This window comes from Streptomyces sp. NBC_00459 (genome assembly GCF_036013955.1).
In the GTDB taxonomy this organism is placed as follows: Bacteria; Actinomycetota; Actinomycetes; order Streptomycetales; family Streptomycetaceae; genus Streptomyces.
On record NZ_CP107903.1, the window covers coordinates 9,510,858 to 9,532,242 of the forward strand.

Here is a 21,385-nt window from a genome sequence, read left to right on the forward strand (position 1 = left end):
CTGGCGGGGCATTGTGCGGCTCCGGGGTCCGCCTGTCCGCGTGGCGGAATCAGGCGGACCCCGGAAGGTGAACGTATGTCACGCAGTTGTGCAGGCAGTGCCGTTGAGAGTGAAGGCGGTGGGCTTGGCGAAGGCGCCGCTGGAGGAGCCCTGGAACCCGAAGGTCGCCTGACCGCCGGCCGCTACCTCCCCGTTGTGGCCCACATTGCTCGCTGTGACCGCTCCTGACGACCCGGACAGGTTCGCGTTCCAGGCATTGGTGATCTGCTGCCCGGAAGGGAGGGTGAACGCGAGCTTCCAGCCGCTGACGCGGGCGGAGCCGGTGTTGGTGATGGTGACGTCGGCGGTGAAGCCGCCCTGCCAGACGTTCGCCCCGTACGCCACCTTGCAGGCCGTGGAGCCTCCGGGGGTACCCGGGTCGCTGGGGCCGCCCGGGTCTCCGGAGGAACCCTTGTTGACGGTGGAGGAGAACGAGGTCACGGCGAGACCCGTGCCGTTCTGCCACGGCTCGAAGCCTGCCTGAACGCTCGTCAGGTACCAGTTGTTCTGTGCGAGCCCCCGCGAGACGGTGTGCCGGACGAAGTCCATGACGTCGAAGTTCCAGCTGGTGATCGCCGACGGCGCGACGAACGACAGTACGTCGTTCATGCCGTTGCTGCCGGACCACACCTGCCAATCGCGCCCGCCCACGCTGGCGTTGCCGACCGGGGAGCCGATGGGCTGGACGGAGCCGACCTTGTTGAACCAGAGCATGATCTCGGTCCGGTTGACGCCGTCGGTGCGGGGCGTCGGGTCGAGCCAGATGTCGTACGAGGCGTTGTACGCCGCGTCGTTCACATAGTTGTAGGAGATGCTGGACGGCGCGCTGGAGATGCCGCTGAGCTGAGCGGGAAGGTTGGTTCCGGGCGAGCAGTTGGTGTAGTGGCAGCCGTTGTAGACGGACGGGTAGGACTTCGGAGCGCCGTTCGTGGGGACGGATCCGTCGGCCTGGGTGATCCTGAACCCCGAGTCGGTGACGGCGATGCACTGTGTGGCGCTGGTACCCCAGCGGTTGTTCTGAACCACGTAGCGGCCCTGGATGGTCGTTGTACCGAAGGGCTGGCAGATCGTGGTGTCGGCCTGCGCCACTGACGCTGTGGTCAGGAGCGCGGCGAGTGAGACGAGCGAGGTGAGCAGCGCGCCGAGCAGGCCACGCGCGCTACGGGCATGGTGCGGGGAAGGACGCATGCGGATCCTCTTCCGAGGGATGGGGGGGGGTACGGAAGATCTCCCACAACTCTTGTGAATGGGAGCGCTCCCAATCGAGGCTTCGGCTGGGACTGTAGGCATGGTTCAGGTCCCTGACAAGACTGTCGGCATGAACCTGTCCAACCGATTTCGGATACGCAGGTCGGACAGAGGCACCGAGATACGGCGCGCCGACTCCGGGAGCGCTCCCGAACGGAACCGGCGACGAAGGGTCAGGTCGACTCGCGTACCACAAGCTCCGTACGGAGGATGACGTGACGCCAGGCCACGGCGCCCTCCTCCATCTCCTCCAGGAGCAGTCGGATCATGGCCCGCCCGATCTCCTCGATCGGCTGGCGCACCGTGGTCAGGGGAGGGTCGGTCCGCCGGGCCAGCGAAAAGTCGTCGAACCCGATCACGGCGACATCCTCGGGCACCCGACGGCCGGCCGCGCGCAGGGCCTCCAGGGCCCCCGCGGCTGTGGTGTCCGACGCGGCGAGGACGCCGTCGATGTCCGGATACCGTTCGAGGAGTTCGGCCATGGCGCGGCGTCCGCTCTCCGCCGTGAAGTCGCTCTCGGCGACACGTGTCGGTTCGCCCTCCAGGCCCGCCATCGCCAGGGCCTCTTCGTAGCCGCGCAGTCGGCACTGTGCCGCGTACAGGTCGAGCGGTCCGGTGATGGTCGCTATCGCTCTGCGCCCCTGTCGCAGCAGGTGGGAGACGGCGCTGCGGGCTCCGCCGATGTTGTCGGCGTCGACATAGCTGACGTATTCCTCGCCCGAGCGGCGCCCGAGCAGCACGGTCGGCAGCCGGGCTTCGGCGAGCATGTCGGGCAGCGGGTCACCGGCGTGCACGGACATCAGCAGCACTCCGTCGACCCGGCCGCCGCGCGCGTACTCGAGGAAGCGCTGTCGCTCGGTGTCCGAGCGGACCAGGGTCAGCAGGAGTTGGATCCCGGTGTCTGTCAGCGCGTCTCCGAGCGAGCGGACGATCTCGGAGAAGAAGGGCTCGGCGAACTGCCGCCAGTCCGGCTCAGTCATGACCAGGGCGACGGCGTCGGCTCGTCGCCCGGCCAGTGAACGGGCCGCGAGATTGGGCACGTAGCCCAGTTCCTCGATGGCTCGCTGGACGGCCCGACGTGTCGACTCCTTCACGCCCGCCGCGTTGTTGATGACACGGGAGACCGTGCCGCGTCCCACCCGCGCGTGGACGGCCACTTCCTCCAGCGTCGGTGTGCCCGGGCGTCGTTTTCCCATGACCGCCTCCCCAAGTGATCACCGATCTTACCGGCCGGAGGCAACCGGGCACACGTCTTCACGAGGGGAGCGGGCGCCCTGCACCCGCGAATTGGGAGCGCTCCCGATCCTGGTAGGGGGGTATGGGTGTTATCGCTGGTGGTCGAATGCCGAACTCGCTTCCCGGGGTTCGGGTGATCTGTGTTTGTGAAAGGGAATATCGGGCCGCTCCGTAGAGTGCCCGAGAGGGTCGGACGAGGGGTCGGGGGAGCCGGGTTGTCGGAATCGCGCGCGAGGACCGGGCAGCCCCCGTGAGGGGTGGGGGCTGCCCGGCCGGGTGACCCCGTCGCCTGGTGACGGGGTCGCGTACGCGGAGCGCCGGCGGGGGCTACTCGAGGAGTTCCGCGTACGAGCCCATGGCCAGGGCTATGTCCGCCTGGGCCCAGAACCGGTGGTAGGTGAAGACGGGAGCGGCGCCGCCCTTGAGGTAGGCCTCGATCTTCGACCAGGCCGGGTCGCTCTTGTAGAAGGACCGGATCGAGGAGAACGTCGAGGACGAGTCGATGGTCTCGCCGTTCGGCATCTTGCCGGTCCAGCCGCTCGGCACGTAGAGGCTGTCGTTGAACCGGCTGTAGTCGGTGCGGGTCTCGGGAACAGCGATGCCGAGGCTGTCCTGGTAGTGGCTCCACATGCCGTCCAGCAGCGCCTTCGCCGTGGACTTCGACGCCGCGTCACCGGACCTGGCGCCGTAGTACGCGAGCGTCTTGGCGTAGGCGGCCGCCACACCGACGTCGTTGGTGTAGTCGGTGACAGTGACGTGAAGTCCGCTGTTGGCACCGGGACTTGACGCGTTCCAGGTGTCCGGCTGGCCCGACCACTTGAGGGTGGAGGGGATCTGGTAGCTGCCGTCGGGGTTGATCGTGGTCTTGGACAGCGCCCACTTGACCCACTTGTCGAGGATCGCCTTCGCGGAGGCGTTGCCCGTCTGCTGGTAGTACTCGGCGACCCGCTCCATGGACCATGCCTGGAAGCCGAACCACTGGTTGGACGGTGGGTCGTGGTACACCGGCTGCTCGTCGTAGTACATGCCGTAGAACGTCGACTTCCCGGCCGGCGGGGTCGCGTAGCGGCCCGCCCAGCTGTTGGTCGAGCCGCCCGCGATCGCGCCCTCGTCCGCCTGCAGCCAGCGGTAGAACTCCATCTGCCGCTGCAGCGACTTGCTCCAGTCCGCCTGCCCTGTCGCCGACTTGGGCTTCAGGTCGGCGTACGAGCTGAGCGCGTAGGCGGCCAGGGGGTTCTGGTAGCCGCTGTGGGCGAAGCTGGATCCGATCCGCCAGGCCCAGCCCCCACTGGTGTCGGTGGAGCCTCCCCAGGCGTAGTACCAGGACATCAGGTAGTGCGAGGCGTCCTTGCCGGTACCGGCGGCGCAGGTCGACGGCCCGACACAGTTGCCGATCTTCTTGAAGTACTTGTCGTACATGGCGTACCGCAGATAGTCGCCCATCTTGGCGGCCTTGGCGATCGTGCCCGACACGGCCGAGCCCTTGCCCTGCTGCTTAGCCCACAGGTCCGCCCAGTAGGCGGCCTGTACCGCACGCGCGTCGGCGTCCGGAGCGGTGGTGTACTTCCACTGCTTGGCGTACGACTTGTCCCCGGTGAACAGGTCCAGATAGCCGTTCTTGCCGCCGTACTTGAAGGCGTCGCAGGTCGGCTGCGGAACCGTCTCCCACACCGATTCCTGCGGCCCGCGCTGGAAGGTGTTCATGTACGACGGCCCGGTCTCCGTCGGGCCGGCCTCGCACTTGCCGCCCGGGGTGTTGCCGAAGCCGTAGGTGTTGTCGACGTCCTGGATCCAGTGCATGCCGTAGACGTCGTCCGTGCTGTAGGCCGACTTCAGCTCACCGGCGAGGGGGTCCGAACCGACGGGCACGGACGGGTCGAGCGCGGTCGGATACTGGTTCGGCGTGTCCTCCTCGGGCCCGTAGGTCGCCGGCTTGGAGGCGCTGTAGAAGGAGTTGGTGGGCTGGTCGGCGTGGGTGGGGATCATGTACTTCTCCATGATGTCCCAGGCGCCGTTGAACTTGGTCCAGTCGCCGGTGATCTTCCCGTACATGGCCTGGAGCCACAGGAGGTAGCTGTACGCCTCCGACGTGGTCTCGTGGCCGTGGTCCGGGGCCTCGACGATCAGCGTCTCGACCGAGTGGTAGGGGATGCCCTCGGGGGAGAAGTAGCCGTTGGCCGGGTTGGTGATCTTGCCGTAGAGGTCCAGGAACCGGGCGTCGTAGGTCTTGGACGCCGCGATCTGGGTGACCGTCACCGCCGCCTTGCCGTGGCCGGCGGCTGTCGACTCGAAGGTCGCCGCCCCCGTGCCCGAGGCGTCCGCCGTGACGGTCACCTTCTGTGCGGTGTTCCAGTTCGCCGGGGTGAAGGCGAGCGACGCCCCGCCGGTCACGGACAGCCCGGTGTTGCCGCCGGTCCGGGCGGTCGTCACGGTCACGGCGGCCGACGGCTGGGTCGACAGCCTCACGTCGTACGTCGCCGACTTGCCCTGCTGGACGGCGAGTTGGCTGGTCGAGGCGACCACGGCGGGACCCGTGGCGACCGTGATGCCGACCGGGGAGGACTCCGCTGACGCGCCCAGACTGTCGTACGCCTTCGCCAGCAGGGAATGACTTCCCACGGCCAGTCCGGAGGCGGAGTGCGTGTAGGGCGCGGTCGTGTCCGTGCCCAGCAGCGTGGTGTCGTCGTAGAACTCCACCTTGCTGATCGTCGCGCCGTCCGCGGCCGCCGAGGTTGCCGCGAGCGGCACGGCGTCACCCCGCGAATAGACCGCGCCGGCTGTCGGGCTGGTCAGCACGGTGATCGGCGGCTGGTGGGCGCCGATGCAACTGGTGCCGTTGACCGCGAAGTTGGTGGGCGCGGCGTTGCTGCCGCTGTAGCCGAACTGGGCGCCCGCGGAGACGGCGGCGCCCGGGGCGACGGTGCCGTTGTACGAGGCGTTCTTGACGGTGACGGCCTGACCGGCCTGGGACCAGGTGCCGTTCCACCCGTTCGAGAGCTGCTGGTTGCCCGTGTAGCCGTAGGTCAGGGTCCAGCCGTCGATCGCGGCGGTACCGCGGTTGGTGAGGGTGAGGTCGACGGTGAAGCCGGAGCCCCAGTCGTTGGTTTTGTAGTCGACGCTGCACTGCACGGCCGCCGCGCTCGCGGTGGTCGTGCCGCCGGCGAGCATCGACAGCGGTAGAGCGAACACAGCGGCGGCTGCGGTCCAGAACCGGCGTGTGGCTCTGCGTTTGCGTCCGGGATCCATGTGCTGTTCCTCCTTGCGTCACGCGACTCGCGGAGAGATGCCGAGGGGGGAATCCAGTGGGAGCGCTCCCATCGTGGAGATGAAGGCGGGATCGGTCAAGATGCCGACGACTTCAAAGTTCGAACTGACCCCATGAGAGCGAAAGTTTCGCAAGGGCCCTATGAAACCTTGCCAGTTGGCGCTAACTTCCTCCTCACCAGTGGGAGCGGTTCCATTACTCGACGCGTCCGTAGCGGCGCGCCAAGCTGTAAGGACTCGCTCATGCGACACCCCCCGCATTCAGTACTTTTAGTCAGCGACGCTCTCTTGAGCGCTGTTCCACCTGTGTTCTCGGCTCGGGGAGCCACAGCCGAGTGCACAGTGGGACACCCCGTCACCAGCCAGTGGGCCAGCCTCGTCCAGGGCTTCGAGCCGACCCATGACCGTGGCGTCGACCAGTACCCCCGCACCGGCGAAGTCCGGGCACGACGGACACGGCGGCCGGCTGCCCGGACGCGCAACAAGCTGCCGGAAGCCGATGCCGGACGTGCGTCGTGCTCCGTCCAACCCGGTATCGACGGTCGGCGCCTGCGCGCAGCGTCCGGCAGCCGAGTGCAGTGCCGGCACGGCGGCGCTGGTCACCGCGGAGCTCGGGGAGAACACGTGGGCGCACCACTTCGCCGACCGGGACGTCACGTCGCGCGACGACCGTGAGCCCGACCTGTACGGCCGGACCCGGAACGCGCGGGAGTGTGCCGGGTCCGGTCTTGAACTCCACCTGCGACGGCACTGCCACCGCGTAGGGCATCGGCTCGCGCGACCGTTCGCGCGGCCTCCATCAGCACGTCCACAACGAGAAAAGGAAACCCGCAGTCATGAGTCACACCAGGACATCGCTGCTCGCCGCCCTGGCGCTGGTCGCCGGGGCGTCGGGGACGGCGCTCCTCGTCGGCCAGGCCGGCGCAGCCACCTCCGCCGTGCCCTGCACCGTCGACTACAAGGTGCAGAGCCAGTGGGACACCGGCTTCACCGCCGCCGTGACCATCACCAACAACGCGGCCGCCAAGTCGGCCTGGTCGGTGAAGTGGTCGTACGCCGGCAACCAGAGGATCACGAACGGCTGGAACGCGAAGATCAGCCAGAGCGGTGCCGACGTCAGCGCCGCCAACGAGAACTACAACGGTTCCCTCGCGACCGGCGGTTCGGTCAGCTTCGGCTTCAACGGCTCCTACAGCGGCACCAACAGCGTGCCCGCCACGTTCACGCTCGACGGTGTCGCCTGCAACGTCGACAACGGCGGCGGCACCGGTGGAAGCACCGGCGGCAGTACTGGTGGCGGCACGGGCGGTAGTACTGGCGGCAGCACCGGTGGGGGCACCGGCGGAAATGACGGTGGTGGCGGCAACCGGGTGGACAACCCCTACACCGGCGCCAAGGTGTACGTGAACCCCGAATGGTCCGCGAAGGCCGCCGCCGAACCGGGCGGCAGCAAGATAGCCAACCAGCCCACCGCTGTCTGGCTCGACCGCATCGCCGCCATCAACGGTGTCAACGGCGGCATGGGCCTGCGCGCCCACCTCGACGAGGCCCTGAAGCAGAAGGGCTCCGGTGAACTCGTCGTCCAGATCGTGATCTACGACCTGCCCGGCCGTGACTGCGCCGCACTCGCCTCCAACGGCGAACTGGGCCCCAACGACCTCGACAAGTACAAGTCCCAGTACATCGACCCCATTGTGTCGACCATGTCCGAAGCCAAGTACGCCGGACTGCGGATCGCCACCGTCATCGAGCCCGACTCGCTGCCCAACCTGGTCACCAACGCCGGCGGCACCGCCACCAGCACCGACGCCTGCGTGGCCATGAAGGCCAACGGCAACTACGAGAAGGGTGTCAGCTACGCACTCGACAAGCTGGGCAACATCCCCGGTGTCTACAACTACATCGACGCCGCCCACCACGGCTGGCTCGGCTGGGACAGCAACCTCGCTCCCGCGGTGCAGCAGTTCCAGAAGGTCGCGACGACGAACGGCGCGAGCGTGAACGACGTGGCCGGCTTCATCGTCAACACCGCGAACTACAGCCCCACCAAGGAGCCGTACCTCAAGGTCACCGACACGGTGGGCGGTCAGACCGTGCGCCAGTCGAAGTGGGTCGACTGGAACCAGTACGTGGACGAGCAGTCCTTCGCGCAGGCGTTCCGTGACAAGCTCGTCGCGGCCGGATTCAACTCCGGACTCGGCATGCTGATCGACACCTCGCGCAACGGCTGGGGCGGCTCCGCCCGGCCCGCCGGTCCCGGTTCGCAGACCACTGTGGACGGCTACGTCGACGCCAGCCGCATCGACCGTCGGATCCACGCCGGAAACTGGTGCAACCAGAGCGGCGCGGGCATCGGTGAACGGCCGACCGCGGCTCCGGCCGCCGGTATCGACGCCTACGTGTGGGTCAAGCCGCCGGGGGAGTCGGACGGCAACAGCACGGCCATCCCGAACGACGAGGGCAAGGGCTTCGACCGGATGTGCGACCCGACGTACGGCGGCAACGCCCGCAACGGCAACAACCTGACGGGTGCACTGCCCAACTCGCCGCTGGCCGGACGCTGGTTCTCCTCCCAGTTCCAGCAGCTCGTCCAGAACGCCTACCCGCCGCTGTCATGACCTGCTGAAGCGGTACCTGACCGCCGGGATCGGTCCCTCGGCCCTGCCGAGGGACCGATCCCGGCGGATCCCCCGCGTCACGGTCGAGGGCGTCCCAGCGGACGGTCCGAACAGACTGGTCGCACGACAAGGTCGTCCGTGTGATCGAACCCGTAGCAGCCGGTGCGGAAGTGAGGGGCATGCCGATGACCGAGTCAACCCTGAGTGGAACAGGGCAGATACCCGAACGTCCGGACCCACCATCAGCGGGCCGTGACCTCGACATCCCAAGGGGCGGTGACGGCTTGCTCCATGTGTCGGAGGTGGCCACGGAACGCGGGCCGCTGTTCAGGGTCCGCATCCTCGGCAACGAGATCGACCCGGCTTCCGGCCTCGACCTCTTCGCCGCTGTCGGGCACGAGATCCGCTTCGGTGAGGACACCCACCCCGACCCCGGCACCACCCGCAACGACGAGCCCGACTGGCGCAAGGCGCACGGCATCCTGCTGCCTGCTTCCTCTCCGCCCGAGCCGTGCCCCCTGACGGCACCGGCCTCGACGGATCGGGAGACCAACCACGAGCAGGTGACCGCCGCCGGACGCGGTGTCCTGGACCTGTTGGAGCGCCACCGGGCCGCGACAGCCGGTGACACCCTCCAGACCCGGGTGCAGACCTGCGGCGAGGCCTGCCGACTGCCGGTGGACGACTCCGCGCCGGCGATCCTGGTCAGCGCGGGCACCGGTCCAGCTCCCTTCCGCGGGGCCGTCCTCGACCGTCTTCGCACCCGGTCGACCGGCACACTGCTGTGTTTTTTCGACTCCGACCATCCCGACGCCGACTACCCGCACCGCGAGGAGTTCGAAGCCGCCGAGGTGGCCGGAGCCGTCAGCATGCGGCCCGCCTTCTCCCAAGGCCCCCAGGGCGGAACCCGCTTCGTCCAGGACCGCATCGCGAAGGAGAGCCACGAGGTCTGGGCGGTACTGGAAGGGGGCGGACGCATCCACATCTGCGGCGACGAGGGGCGCCGCACGCTACCCGCTGTGCGGGAAGCGTTCATGGCGGTCTACCGCGAGTACACCGGCGCCGGAAAGGAGGAGTCCACCGCTTGGCTGTACGCCCTCGTCGAGTCCGGCTACTACGTCGAGAACGTCCGGGCCGAACCGCACTCCTTGATGGATACCGCGACACGATAAATATGCTCAAGCCCACAGGGCCTCTGGGAGCACCTGGGACGACCGGGCCACATGGCGGACGCCGGTTTCGAGTCGCGCCACCTCACCGGCCGGGTTGCTCGGGAGGCTCAGCGGACTCGGTCGTAGACGAGGGCCAATGTGCCGTGCTCGCCCGCGGTCTGGCTGACGAGTGTCCAATTGCCCGCGGGCAGGCCGTCGTCGAAGAGGCGCGGTCCGCCGCCGAGGAAGACGGGGAAGACGGTGAGCGCCAGCCGGTCGACCTTGTCGGCCGCCAGCAGGGCCTTGATGACGCTCGCGCTGGAGAGCACGAGGATGTCGCCGCCTTCGGTGGCCCTGAGGTCCGCGACCGCCTCGACGGTCGGCTTGTCGACGATCGTCGTGCGCTCCCACGGCGTCTCGTCGAGAGTGGAGGAGAGGACCACCTTGTCGGTGTCGACGAGCCATTTCGCGAAGGCCTCGTCGCGCGGGTCGGCACCCTCCATGCCGATGACAGTGGGCCAGAAACCGAGGAAACCCTCGGCGTTGACCCGCCCGAGCAGGGCCGTTGTCGCCGACTGCCAGAGGCTGGTCAGGTGGTCACGGGCGACGTCGGTCACGGCATAGGGCATCACCCAGCGCATGTCCAGCGGGTTGTCGGGTGCGGCGTAGTGGCCGTCGAGGGAGAGAGCCATGTTGGTGACGACTCGGCGGCCGAGGGTCTGCTGCGTCATTGGGTGCTCCTGGTGATGGCGGTGTCAGTGGTGTTGGTGTCGTGTGTGTTCGCGGTGAGGGTCGCCGCGAGCTTGTCGAGGCTCTGGCCGAAGCCGATCTCGATGCCGGCGATGAAGTCCGCGGAATCGACGGTGCTGTCGGTGATACGCCAACGGACGTCGATGTCCGTGCCCGTGTCGGCGGGACCGAGGTCCATGGCGACGTGGGCGGTGAAAGCGGGGCGGCCGTCGGGAAGCAGCGGCGAGAGACGGTAGGCGAGGTGCTCGCCGGGTCGTACGTCGCCGACGACTCCCTCTGCGCGTCCGACGGCCGGGTTGGAGTCGTCGACGTCTTCGGCATCGCGGTACTCCTGGACGATCCGGCCTCCGGGGCGCGCCTCGAAGACGAGCTCGGAGGTGCGAAGGTCCGACGGGGTCCACCACCGCGTGAGCAGGGCGGCTTCGGTCAGGTGGCGCCAGACCAGGTCGGGGCGCCCCGGCAGCGACCGGTGGAAGGTGAACGAGTGGCCGTCGGCCCACCCCGACTCCTGTGCGGCGAGCCGCTCCGCGTCGACGCTGAGCCGGTAGCGCTCGTAGGCCGCGCCCGGGCCGTCGGCCTGGTCCGCGGTGTCGGCGAGTTGGCCGAGTGCAGCCGCCAGATCCCGCAGGGGTCCGGGCCGGAGTGTGTAGATGCGGCGCTGCCCGGTGCGCTGGGAGCTCACGACGCCGGCGCGCTCGAGGGTTTGCAGGTGCTTGGTCGTCTGCGGTTGGCGTGCGTCGGTGAGCTGAGCGAGAACGCCGACCGAGCGGGGTCGCTCGGCCAACAGGCTGAGGAGACGCCAGCGGGCCGGGTCGGCCAGTGCGGCGAGGAGTGCGTCCATGACGGCAAGTATTCCTCATAAAGAATATTCGTGTCAAGGAATATATTGAACTTGCCGGGCCGGGCGGCGGGATGCCCCGGTTCTGTTGCTTGAAATTGCGAACGCCGATCGATTCGCCGGGGATGTCACCCGGATGGCAGTGGTTCGACAACTCCCGTTAATGTCCATCGCATGATTCGTTGAGCATCTCGAAATCTTTCGATGCTCGAAGAGGTCTCCGGACCTCCGATGGTGCTCCGGATTTCTGGCCCTGGTGATTGGCGAAGGCGTCGACAGGCGGCTGACCGGCCGCATGCTGTTGACATGTTCAGGATGATGTCTAGCATCCGTGACGTCGGCGATCCGAAATCGGATCGAAATGTCGAACGTCGTACACACGTCAAGCCTGTGACATCAGCCGATCGCGTGCTGCGGTCATCCAATGTCTGATGCCGACATGCACTGTGTGCGTCGCTCTCCCGCGCGTTTCCAACTGCACCGCACCGAGAGTCGACCTGCCGACGATCGTGTCACCAGTGTCACCAGCCGAGTCACTCGCAAGCGCCCCGGGTGTCCAGCCCGCGCGGCGCCCCAACCGGAAAGGAGCCCACGGTGCCCAGACGACCAGGCAGACGACTGCTCCGCCTCATCGCGGCCACCGCGCTGACGGTCACCGCGTCCTTCACGGCCTCTGTCCACTCCACCACCGCCTCCGCCGCGCCCGGCAGCCCGGCACTCACTCCACCGCTGGGCTGGAACAGCTGGAACAGCTTCGGCTGCGGGATCACGGAGGGGCAGGTGCGTCAGGCCGCCGACGCGATGGTGTCGTCGGGCATGCGGGACGCCGGCTACCGCTATGTGGTGGTCGACGACTGCTGGTTCGACCCGCAGCGCGACGCGGCCGGCAACCTGCGGGCCAATCCGACCAAGTTCCCGAGCGGGATGAAAGCGCTCGGGGACTACATCCACGGCAAGGGCCTGAAGTTCGGCATCTACCAGGTGCCGGGCGAACGCACCTGCGCCCAGGGCACCGGCGCCTATCCCGGCTCGACGGGCAGCAGGGGCCACGAGGTCCAGGACGCCGACACGTTCGCCTCGTGGGGCGTCGACTACCTCAAGTACGACTGGTGCTCCTCCAGCGGTACCCGTGACGAGCAGGTCGCGCGGTTCACGATCATGCGTGACGCCCTGCGTGCCACCGGGCGGCCGATCGTCTACAGCATCAACCCCAACAGCTTCCACGCCATCACCGGCGCCACGTACAACTGGGGTGAGGTCGCCGACCTGTGGCGGACGACCGAGGACCTGCTCGACATCTGGCAGAACGGCAACACCAACAGCTATCCGATGGGCGTCGGCAACGTCCTGGACGTCAACGCGCCGTTGGCGGCGCAGGCGGGCCCGGGGCACTGGAACGACCCCGACATGCTGGTCGTCGGACGTCCCGGCCTGACGCTGACCGAGTCCCGCTCCCACTTCGCCCTGTGGGCGCTGATGGCCGCCCCGCTCATGGCCGGCAACGACATCCGCACCATGTCCGCCGACGTGAGCGCGATCCTGCGCAACTCCCGTCTGCTGGCGGTGAACCAGGATTCGCTGGGCGCGGGCGGACGCAGGGTACGTGACGACGGCAACACCGAGGTGTTCGCCAAGTCACTGTCCGACGGTTCGGTCGCGGTGGGTCTGTTCAACCGCGGAGGCAGTACCGCGACGGTCAGTGCGACGGCGGCTCAAGTCGGTCTGTCGGGCGGGTCGTTCACCCTCACGGATCTGTGGACCGGCGGCACGTCGAGCACGTCCGGACAGATATCGGCGAGCGTTCCCGCCCACGGCGTGGCCGCGTTCCGGGTGACCGGCGGCAGCTCGCTCGCCGCCACCACCTCCCGGCTTCGCGGCAACGGCTCCGGCCGCTGCGTGGACGTGGACAACGCCTCGACCGCCGCCGGGGCCACCGTACTGCTCTGGGACTGCCACACGGCCGCCAACCAGCTGTGGACCACATGGGCCGGCGGCGAGATCCGAGTCTTCGGCGACAAGTGCCTCGACGCCTACAACCAGGGCACCGTCAACGGAACCCGGGTCATCACCTGGTCCTGCAACGGCCAGAACAACCAGAAGTGGACCGTCGGCTCCGACGGGTCGGTCCGCAACACCCACTCCGGACTGTGTCTCGACGTCGACCGGGCCGGCACCGCCAACGGCACCCCGCTGGTGCTGTGGACCTGCGACGGCCGGGCCGGGCAGAAGTGGAGCCGGTCGTGAGGGAGTCGGAGGCCTCCGTCGGCAGAAGGCGGCCACCCGTCAGCCATCATGCCCCGGCGGCGACGATGATCCCGGTCCGGCCCTCACCCACCTCCAGCGCGGGGCCCATCTCGGTGATCGCCTGGACCGTGGCCCTCGTCGTCCTGGCGTTCGCGTTCGTCCCTGCCGCAGTGCGGGCCACGGCGGCCGGCTGAACCGGTGGCAGTTCACCCGCGACGCCGCCGCGACCGCGCGGCGGCGACCCGGACCCCCCAGTCCGCACATGGCGATGATCCAACAGAGAAAGGGGAGTTGATGATGAAACGGACAAGGTTCCACTTATGGGGCGCTGTGACTGCTGTGCTGCTCGTCCTGACCATGGGAGGAACGGCACTCGGCAGCGACCACGGCGCGAACGCACGACGCACGCCATCCGGCACGGCCGCCGCATATTCCGGTACCGCCGCCCCGACAGCCGGATGCGGCAAGGCCCCCACCCTGACGAGCGGTACGTACACGATCCAGAGCAACGGCAAGAACCGGACCTTCATCCTCAGGGTCCCGGACGGCTACGACCGAAACCACGCGTACCGGCTGGTCCTCGGGTTCCACTGGCTGGGCGGCAGCGCCACCGACGTCTCGACGGGGCGAACGGTGGAGACCGGCACCTGGGCCTACTACGGGCTCCAGCGGCTGGCGAACAACAGCGCGGTCTTCGTCGCACCCCAGGGACTCAACAACGGCTGGGGCAACGCCGGTGGGGAGGACGTCACCCTCGTCGACGACATCATCAGGCGGATCGAGGCCGACCTGTGCGTCGACACGACCCAGCGGTTCGCCCTGGGCTTCAGTTACGGCGCCGCGATGTCGTACTCGCTCGCCTGCTCCCGGGCGACGGTCTTCCGCGCGGTCGCGGTCCAGAGCGGCGGGCTGCTCAGCGGGTGCAGTGGTGGCACTCAGCCGATCGCCTACCTCGGTGTGCACGGACTCAGGGACAGTGTCCTCAGTATCTCCGGCGGACGGACCCTGCGGGACAGGTTCGTGAGGAACAACGGCTGCACCGCCCAGAACCCGCCCGAGCCGGCGCAGGGCAGTCTGACCCACCGGATCACCACCTACTCGGGGTGCTCGACCGGGCACCCGGTGGCCTGGGCCGCGTTCGACGAAGGGCACATCGCCGCTCCGCAGGACGGGGCCGGCGGTGACAGCGGCTCCAGGACCTGGCTGCCGGCGGAGGTGTGGAAGTTCTTCACGCAGTTCCAGACCTCCACCCCGCCGCCCGACACCGCGACCTGCCGGGTCACCAGCACCGTCAGTGCCTGGGACTCCGGTCTGACCGTGAACATCACCCTCACCAACACCGGCACCACCGCGATCAACGGCTGGTCACTGGCCTTCTCCCTGCCCGCCGGCCAGACCATCACCTCCGGCTGGAACGCCGGCTACTCGCCCGCCTCCGGGCGAGTGACGGCAACGAGCGCGTCCCACAACGCGACCATCGCCCCCGGCGCGTCCGTCGGCATCGGCTACCAGGCCACGCACACCGGCGACACGGCGTCCCCGGGCTCCTACGCCCTCAACGGCGCCGACTGCGCCGTATCGGGAATCCGCCGAGGCGACCTGGAGGATCAGCGCCGAGGATGACGGTGTCACGGCGCCGGGCGGCTCCCGGCCGCCCGGCGACCGGGGGCATCAACTGCGCGTACTCCTCTTGAACTCATGACGATTCGCGTACCACCAGTTCGGTGGGAAGAACGACGTGCTGACGCGGTTCCTCAGGATTGCCGATCTCCTTGAGGAGGAGGTGGGCGATCGTGCTGCCGATCTCCTCGATGGGCTGACGCACGCTGGTGAGGGGCGGGTTGCTGTGCCGGGCGATGATGGAGTCGTCGAATCCGACCACCGCCACGTCGTCGGGGACGCTGCGCTTCTGCCTGCGCAACTCCGCCAGTGCCCCCGCCGCCATGACGTCCGAGGCGACGAACACGGCGTCGAGCCAGGGCACTTGTGCAAGGAGTGAACGCATGGCGGCCTCGCCGCCCTCCTCGGTGAAGTCGGCCGAGGCCACCAGGCGATCGGTGACCTCGTGACCCGCCTTCTCGAGGGCCTCCCGCCAGCCCTGGAGCCGACTGCGCGCCACATCCATGTCGAGGGGACCGCTGATCGTGGTGACGGTCCGCCTCCCTCGTGCGAGCAGGTGCCTGACGGCCGCCTCGGCTCCGCCCGCGTTGTCGGAGTGCACATGGCTGAGCGACTCGGCGGGGGAGCGGCGGCCGGCGAGCACCGTGGGCAGCCCCATGTCCTCCAACAGCCCCGGCAACGGATCGTGCTCGTGCACCGAGACCAGGAGAACTCCGTCGACGCGACGCTCCGCCACCGACTCGGTGAGCTGGTCCCGCTCGGCCTGGTCGCGCACCAGCACCAGTTGGAGCTGTGTCCGGGTTTCCGCGAGGGCGGTGCTGACCCCGCGGATGACCGCGGCGAAGTAGGGTTCGGAGCCAAGTCTGCTCGCCGACTCGGGGATCACCAGGGCCACGGAGTTGGTTCTGCTCGTCACCAGCCCCCGGGCGACCGAGTTGGGTACGTAGTTCAGCTCGGCGATCGCGGCGAGCACGGCGGCCCTGGCCTTCTCGCTGACCAGTTCCGAGCCGTTGATGACTCGTGAAACCGTGGTGCGTCCGACGCCGGCGCGCGCTGCCACGGTCTTGATGGTCGGGCGTTGCCTGCCTCCCATGACGGCTCCCTCGCTTTCGCGCTGTCCGACGGCCTTCACCTGCGCATTGTGCCAGACCTCCGGAGAGTGGCAGTGAGTCCCGAACGAAGCGGTACGACACCCTCCGGCAACGAAGTGCGTTCAACTTCTTGACAGACGGCTTTTGTGGCGGCGAGGCTTCGGGCTTCCGAGTGGGTACGTTCCCATCGCGCTTTGGGAACGTACCCACCGGACAATTCATACCTACGGGGCGGACCGTGGGACTCGAACTCCGGTGCGTCAGCGCCGTCGCCAGGAGGACCAGATGGACAAGTTCCGAAGGAAGTCACACACGAGAGTGGTCGCCGCGGTGTCGGCGGTGTCTGCTCTCGGGCTGATCGTGAGCTGCGGGGGCAGCGACAGCGGAGGGACGGGCGGGGGAAAGAAGGATGGCAAGGTCACCATCACCATGGGCCTGTTCGGCGTCATGGGGTTCAAGGAGACCGGACTGCTCGACACGTACATGAAGGAGCATCCGAACGTCGTCATCAAGGCGGACGTCGCGGGTGACGAGCAGACCTACTACACCGCCCTGCAGACCCACCTGGCCGCCGGCAGCGGACTGAAGGACATCCAGGGCATAGAGATTGGTCGGGCCAAGGAACTGTCCGACACCCAGCAGGACAAGTTCGTGAACCTGGCCGGTGTGTCCGGCACCGATCACTTCCTTCCGTGGAAGCAGAGCCAGGTCACCACCGCGGACAAGAAGGTCATCGGCCTCGGCACCGACATCGGCCCGATGGCGGTCTGCTACCGCAAGGACCTCTTCGAGCAAGCCGGCCTGCCCACCGACCGTGAGGAGGTCGCCAAGCTGTGGGAGGGCGACTGGTCGAAGTACGTCGACGCGGGCAAGCGGTTCAAGCAGAACTCGAAGGCCGACAAGGTCGCTTTCATGGACACCTCCAGCGGGCTGTTCAACGCCATGATCTACGGCAACTCCCAGCAGTTCTACGACAAGGAGGGTGAGCTGATCTACGCCACCAACCCCGTCGTGAAGGACGCGTGGAAGCTGGCCTCCGAGGCGGCCACCTCAGGTCTGACCGCCAAGCTCCGCCAGTTCCAGCCCGGTTGGGACCCCGGCCTGGCCAACGGCACCTTCGCCACCGCCGTCTGCCCGGCGTGGATGCTCGCGCACATCAGCGAGAAGGCGGGCCCGGCGAACAAGGGCAAGTGGGACGTCGCCAAGGCGCCCAAGGGTGCCAACTGGGGCGGATCGTTCCTCGGAGTGATGGAGAAGAGTCCCGTCAAGAAGGAGGCGCAGGACCTCGTCGCCTGGCTCACCGCCCCTGCGCAGCAGGCCTACCTCTTCAAGGAGATCGGCAACTTCCCCTCGTCGCAGACCGCGCTGGGGCTGCCCGAAGTGGTCGACGCCAAGTCGGACTACTTCAGCGGCGCGCCCATCGGGAAGATCTTCGCCGCCGCGGCCCAGGAGATCCCCGACGAGCAGGTGCTCGGCCGCAAGGACGGCACCATCAAGGACATCTTCTCCCAGGGCCTGACCTTGATCGAGGCGCAGAACAAGAGCCCGGAGCAGGCGTGGAAGACCACTGACAAGCGCATCGGGAAGGCCGTCGGCTGACCTCGGGTCCCGCCGCCCGTCTCCGCAGCTGCCCGGCGCCCCACGCACGGCACGTGTGGGTCGCCGGGCCCCCGACCGCCTCCCTCACCTTCCAGGAAGGACGCCTTCCGGTGGCCATCTCCACCTCGACACCCTCAGACGGTGCGCCCGGCACCGCCCCGCCGGCCGGGACCGGCACCGGCGGCGACCGGCGGCGGCGCAGTACGCTGCTGCACCGCCTCGACGTCCGGGGCGCCCCGTACGCCTTCGTCGCCCCGTTCTTCGTCGTCTTCGCCGCCTTCAGCTTCTATCCGCTGATCTACACCTCGTGGATCTCCCTGCACCGCGTCGAACTGTCCACCCTGAACCTCATGGAGTGGGTCGGCTTCGACAACTACACGGCGCTGTGGGACGACGACCGTTTCTGGAACGCGCTGCTCAACACCATCACCATCGGTGTCCTGTCGACCGTGCCGCAGCTCCTGATGGCGCTCGGACTGGCGCATCTGCTCAACTACCAGCTGCGCGGCTCGACGTTCTTCCGCGTCGCCGCACTGACGCCCTACGCCACGTCCGTTGGCGCTGCGGCGCTCGTGTTCACGATGCTCTTCGAACGCGACTTCGGCATGATCAACTGGATGCTGAGCCTGTTCGGTGTCGACAACATCGACTGGGAGAACAACAAGTGGGCCGCGCAGACGGCCATTTCGTCGATCGTCATCTGGCGCTGGACCGGCTACAACGCGCTGCTGTACCTCGCCGCGATGCAGGCGATCCCGCGCGACCGGTACGAGGCCGCGGCCATCGACGGCGCCTCGCGGTGGCAGCAGTTCCTGATGGTCACCGTCCCCGGCATCCGTTCCACCATCGTGTTCACCATCGTCCTGTCCACGATCGGCGCCACCCAGCTCTTCGGTGAGCCCCTGATCTTCGGTCAGGGCCCCAACGGCATCACCGGGGGAGCGGACAACCAGTACCAGACGCTCGGGCTGCTGCTGTACGAGGAGGGCTGGAAGAACTACCAGATGGGCCGGGCCGCCACGGTCGCCTGGGCGATGTTCCTCCTGCTCATCGTCGTGTTCGTCGTCCAACGAGTGGTCCAGCGCGTCGCAGCGCGCAAGGCCTGACCGGGAGATCTCCATGACCACAGACAGCATCCCGGCCCGGGCGGCGCACACACCCCCCGAAACCGTGCGGAAGAGCCGTGGGGCCACCCCGTCCAGGGGACGGCGCCGGCGACTGTTCGCGCACCCGCGCGCCGGACGACAGCATCACGCGGGTCCCCTCGCCTACATCCTGCTGGGGATCGCGGCGCTGTTCTCGCTCTTCCCGCTCTACTGGACGATGGTCGCGGCGTCGACCGACAACACGCGGGTCACCCAGACGCCTCCGCCGTTCCTGCCCGGACCCCACCTGCTGGAGAACCTCGGCAAGGCCTGGAACGACGCCGCGCTGGGCAAGGCCATGCTCAACAGCCTGATCGTGGCAGGCGTGATCGCCCTGTCCACGGTGCTGTTCGCCACCCTCGCCGGCTTCGCGTTCGCCAAACTCCGCTTCAAGGGCCGCAACGTCCTGCTGATGCTCGTCATCGGCACAATGCTGGTGCCGCCCCAACTCGGCGTCGTACCGCTGTTCATGATGATGACCGAGCTGGGTCTGGGCCAGAAGCTGCCCGCCGTCATCTTCCCCACGCTCGTCAGCGCCGTGGGTGTGTTCTTCATGCGGCAGTACCTGAGCGAGGCGCTGCCCGACGAACTCGTCGAGGCCGGACGGGTGGACGGTGCGCACTCCCTGCGCATCTTCTGGAGCATCGTGCTGCCGATCGCCCGGCCTCCCATGGCCGTACTGTTCATGATCACGTTCGTGCACGCCTGGAACGACTTCTTCTGGCCGTTCATCGTGCTCGACATGTCCAATCCGACGGTCCCCGTCGCGCTCACCCAGCTGAGCGCGGGATACGTGCGCGACCAGTCGCTGATCATGGCGGGCGCCCTGCTCGGCACCCTGCCCCTGCTCGCCATGTTCATCGTCTTCGGCCGTCAGATCGTCGGCGGAATCATGCAGGGAGCCGTCAAGGGATGAGCGCCCCGCCGTCACCCCGTGGCCGGGACCCCTCCCGCGTTCGCCACTCGACCCCGACTCGCCGCTCTTGCCCCGCAGTACAGCTGGAAGGACCCACGTGACCACCATCGCCCGACGCGTCGCGCCCGCCCCGGAGCACACCACCGTCACCGGTTTCCCGCCGGGATTCACCTGGGGCACGGCGACCGCCGCGTACCAGATCGAGGGTGCCGCCGCCGTGGACGGCCGCACCCCTTCGATCTGGGACACCTACTCGCACACGCCCGGCATGGTGCGCAACGGCGACACCGGTGACGTGGCCACCGACCACTACCACCGCTGGCGCGAGGACGTCGAGATCATGGCCGACCTCGGCGTGAGCGCCTACCGGTTCTCCCTGTCGTGGCCGCGTGTGCAGCCGACCGGACGCGGCCCGGCCGTCGAGAAGGGGCTCGACTTCTACCGCGCCCTGACCGACGCACTGCTGGAGAAGGGCATCGAGCCGGTCGTCACGCTCTACCACTGGGACCTGCCGCAGGAGTTGGAGGACGCGGGCGGCTGGCCGGAGCGTGTCACGGCCGACCGGTTCGCCGACTACGCGACCCTGGCGGCCCGGGCGCTGGGGGACCGGGTGAAGACCTGGACCACCCTCAACGAGCCCTGGTGCAGCGCCTTTCTCGGATACGGTTCGGGCGTCCACGCGCCCGGGCGCACCGACCCGGTCGCGGCCCTGCGCGCGGCCCACCACCTCAACCTCGCCCATGGCAAGGCGGTTCAGGCGCTGCGCGCCGAACTGCCCACCCGCGCGCGGGCCGGCGTCACGCTCAACATCCACCACGTCCGTGCGCTGACCGAGGCCGCCGCCGACCTCGACGCGGCCCGCCGGATCGACGCGCTGGCCAACCGCGTCTTCACCGGTCCCATGCTGGAGGGCGAGTACCCGCGAGACCTCCTCCAGGACACGGCGGGCCTGACCGACTGGTCCTTCGTACGAGACGGCGACACCGCCACGATCCACCAGCCGCTGGACTTCCTGGGCGTCAACTACTACTCGCCCACACTGGTTTCGGCCGCCACCGGCGACGCCGGACACGGCTCCGACGGCCATGGGGCCAGCGAGCACACTCCCTGGCCGGGCGCCGACCAGGTCGCCTTCCACCGTCCTCCGGGCAGCACCACCGCGATGGGCTGGGCGGTCGACCCGAGCGGTCTGTACGACCTGTTGATGCGTCTCAAGGCGGACTTCCCCACGATGCCATTGATGATCACCGAGAACGGGGCCGCGTTCGACGACTACGTCAACCCGGAGGGCGAGGTGGCCGACCCGGAACGCATCGCCTACCTGCACGGCCACTTGTCGGCCGTGCAGCGCGCGATCGTGGCGGGCGTCGACGTGCGCGGCTACTTCCTGTGGTCCCTGCTGGACAACTTCGAGTGGGGCTACGGCTACAGCAAGCGCTTCGGCGCCGTCTACGTCGACTACCCGACCGGCAAGCGCATCCCCAAGGCCAGCGCGCGCTGGTACGCCGACGTGGCCCGTACCGGCACGCTGCCGGACGGTGACGGCGCGAACCGGGCGGATCGCGTGTGACGTCACAGCCGGGAGTGGTCCCGGCGGAGCACTGATCCGGCGTCCAGGCCTGCCTG

15 protein-coding genes are annotated in these 21,385 nt (G+C 68.3%); 9 read left to right on the top strand and 6 right to left on the bottom strand.

Translation table 11 applies throughout. The annotated features are described in order from the left end of the window. Positions 1-78: 78 nt before the first annotated feature. The 3 genes from OHN74_RS41630 to OHN74_RS41640 form a co-directional block, all read right to left on the bottom strand. On the bottom strand, positions 79-1,227 hold the full coding sequence (locus OHN74_RS41630; protein WP_327699753.1) for a GH12 family glycosyl hydrolase domain-containing protein: 1,149 nt from the start codon (positions 1,225-1,227) through the stop codon (positions 79-81). Positions 1,228-1,460: 233 nt separating this feature from the next. After that, positions 1,461-2,483: a LacI family DNA-binding transcriptional regulator gene (locus OHN74_RS41635; protein ID WP_327699754.1), complete on the bottom strand. Its 1,023-nt coding sequence runs from the start codon at positions 2,481-2,483 to the stop codon at positions 1,461-1,463. A 367-nt stretch (positions 2,484-2,850) separates the two neighbouring features. Further along, positions 2,851-5,769, bottom strand: coding sequence for a glycoside hydrolase family 48 protein (locus OHN74_RS41640; protein WP_327699755.1), 2,919 nt, complete (start codon positions 5,767-5,769; stop codon positions 2,851-2,853). Positions 5,770-6,623: 854 nt separating this feature from the next. Between OHN74_RS41640 and OHN74_RS41645 the strand changes: the two genes are divergently transcribed. After that, positions 6,624-8,405, top strand: coding sequence for a glycoside hydrolase family 6 protein (locus OHN74_RS41645; protein ID WP_327699756.1), 1,782 nt, complete (start codon positions 6,624-6,626; stop codon positions 8,403-8,405). 284 nt (positions 8,406-8,689) lie between these two features. After that, positions 8,690-9,577: a hypothetical protein gene (locus tag OHN74_RS41650; protein ID WP_327699757.1), complete on the top strand. Its 888-nt coding sequence runs from the start codon at positions 8,690-8,692 to the stop codon at positions 9,575-9,577. 107 nt (positions 9,578-9,684) lie between these two features. Here OHN74_RS41650 and OHN74_RS41655 read toward each other — a convergent pair whose 3' ends face one another. Both OHN74_RS41655 and OHN74_RS41660 read right to left on the bottom strand, forming a co-directional pair. Further along, on the bottom strand, positions 9,685-10,287 hold the full coding sequence (locus OHN74_RS41655) for a dihydrofolate reductase family protein (RefSeq protein ID WP_327699758.1): 603 nt from the start codon (positions 10,285-10,287) through the stop codon (positions 9,685-9,687). Continuing rightward, entirely contained in the window at positions 10,284-11,147 is an 864-nt protein-coding gene (locus OHN74_RS41660) for a metalloregulator ArsR/SmtB family transcription factor (RefSeq protein WP_327699759.1), read from the bottom strand. Before OHN74_RS41660 ends, OHN74_RS41655 begins: the two co-directional genes overlap by 4 nt. 591 nt (positions 11,148-11,738) lie before the next feature. On the opposite strand from OHN74_RS41660, the gene OHN74_RS41665 reads away from it, so the two are divergent. The 3 genes from OHN74_RS41665 (at position 11,739) to OHN74_RS41675 (ending at position 15,011) form a co-directional block, all read left to right on the top strand. Beyond that, positions 11,739-13,388, top strand: a complete 1,650-nt coding sequence (locus OHN74_RS41665) for a glycoside hydrolase family 27 protein (RefSeq protein WP_327699760.1) — start codon at positions 11,739-11,741, stop codon at positions 13,386-13,388. After that, positions 13,385-13,582 carry a hypothetical protein gene (locus OHN74_RS41670; RefSeq protein ID WP_327699761.1) on the top strand — a complete coding sequence of 66 codons (198 nt, stop codon included), beginning with the start codon at positions 13,385-13,387 and terminating at the stop codon, positions 13,580-13,582. The genes OHN74_RS41665 and OHN74_RS41670 overlap by 4 nt, the downstream gene beginning before the upstream one ends. Before the next feature lie 145 nt (positions 13,583-13,727). Next, on the top strand, positions 13,728-15,011 hold the full coding sequence (locus OHN74_RS41675; protein WP_327700453.1) for a cellulose binding domain-containing protein: 1,284 nt from the start codon (positions 13,728-13,730) through the stop codon (positions 15,009-15,011). Positions 15,012-15,084: 73 nt separating this feature from the next. Here the strand turns inward: OHN74_RS41675 and OHN74_RS41680 are convergent, their stop codons facing one another. Continuing rightward, positions 15,085-16,101, bottom strand: a complete 1,017-nt coding sequence (locus OHN74_RS41680) for a LacI family DNA-binding transcriptional regulator (protein WP_327699762.1) — start codon at positions 16,099-16,101, stop codon at positions 15,085-15,087. Between the two features lie 283 nt (positions 16,102-16,384). Between OHN74_RS41680 and OHN74_RS41685 the strand changes: the two genes are divergently transcribed. The 4 genes from OHN74_RS41685 to OHN74_RS41700 all read left to right on the top strand — a co-directional run bounded on the left by OHN74_RS41685 (position 16,385) and on the right by OHN74_RS41700 (position 21,329). After that, complete coding sequence (locus tag OHN74_RS41685) at positions 16,385-17,698, top strand: extracellular solute-binding protein (protein WP_327699763.1); 1,314 nt, start codon at positions 16,385-16,387, stop codon at positions 17,696-17,698. Between the two features lie 110 nt (positions 17,699-17,808). Then, entirely contained in the window at positions 17,809-18,804 is a 996-nt protein-coding gene (locus OHN74_RS41690; protein WP_327699764.1) for a carbohydrate ABC transporter permease, read from the top strand. Between the two features lie 13 nt (positions 18,805-18,817). After that, a complete protein-coding gene (locus tag OHN74_RS41695) occupies positions 18,818-19,759 on the top strand; it encodes a carbohydrate ABC transporter permease (protein WP_327699765.1) in 942 nt (313 codons plus the stop codon). 97 nt (positions 19,760-19,856) lie between these two features. Then, positions 19,857-21,329 carry a GH1 family beta-glucosidase gene (locus OHN74_RS41700; RefSeq protein ID WP_327699766.1) on the top strand — a complete coding sequence of 491 codons (1,473 nt, stop codon included), beginning with the start codon at positions 19,857-19,859 and terminating at the stop codon, positions 21,327-21,329. Positions 21,330-21,385: the final 56 nt, after the last annotated feature.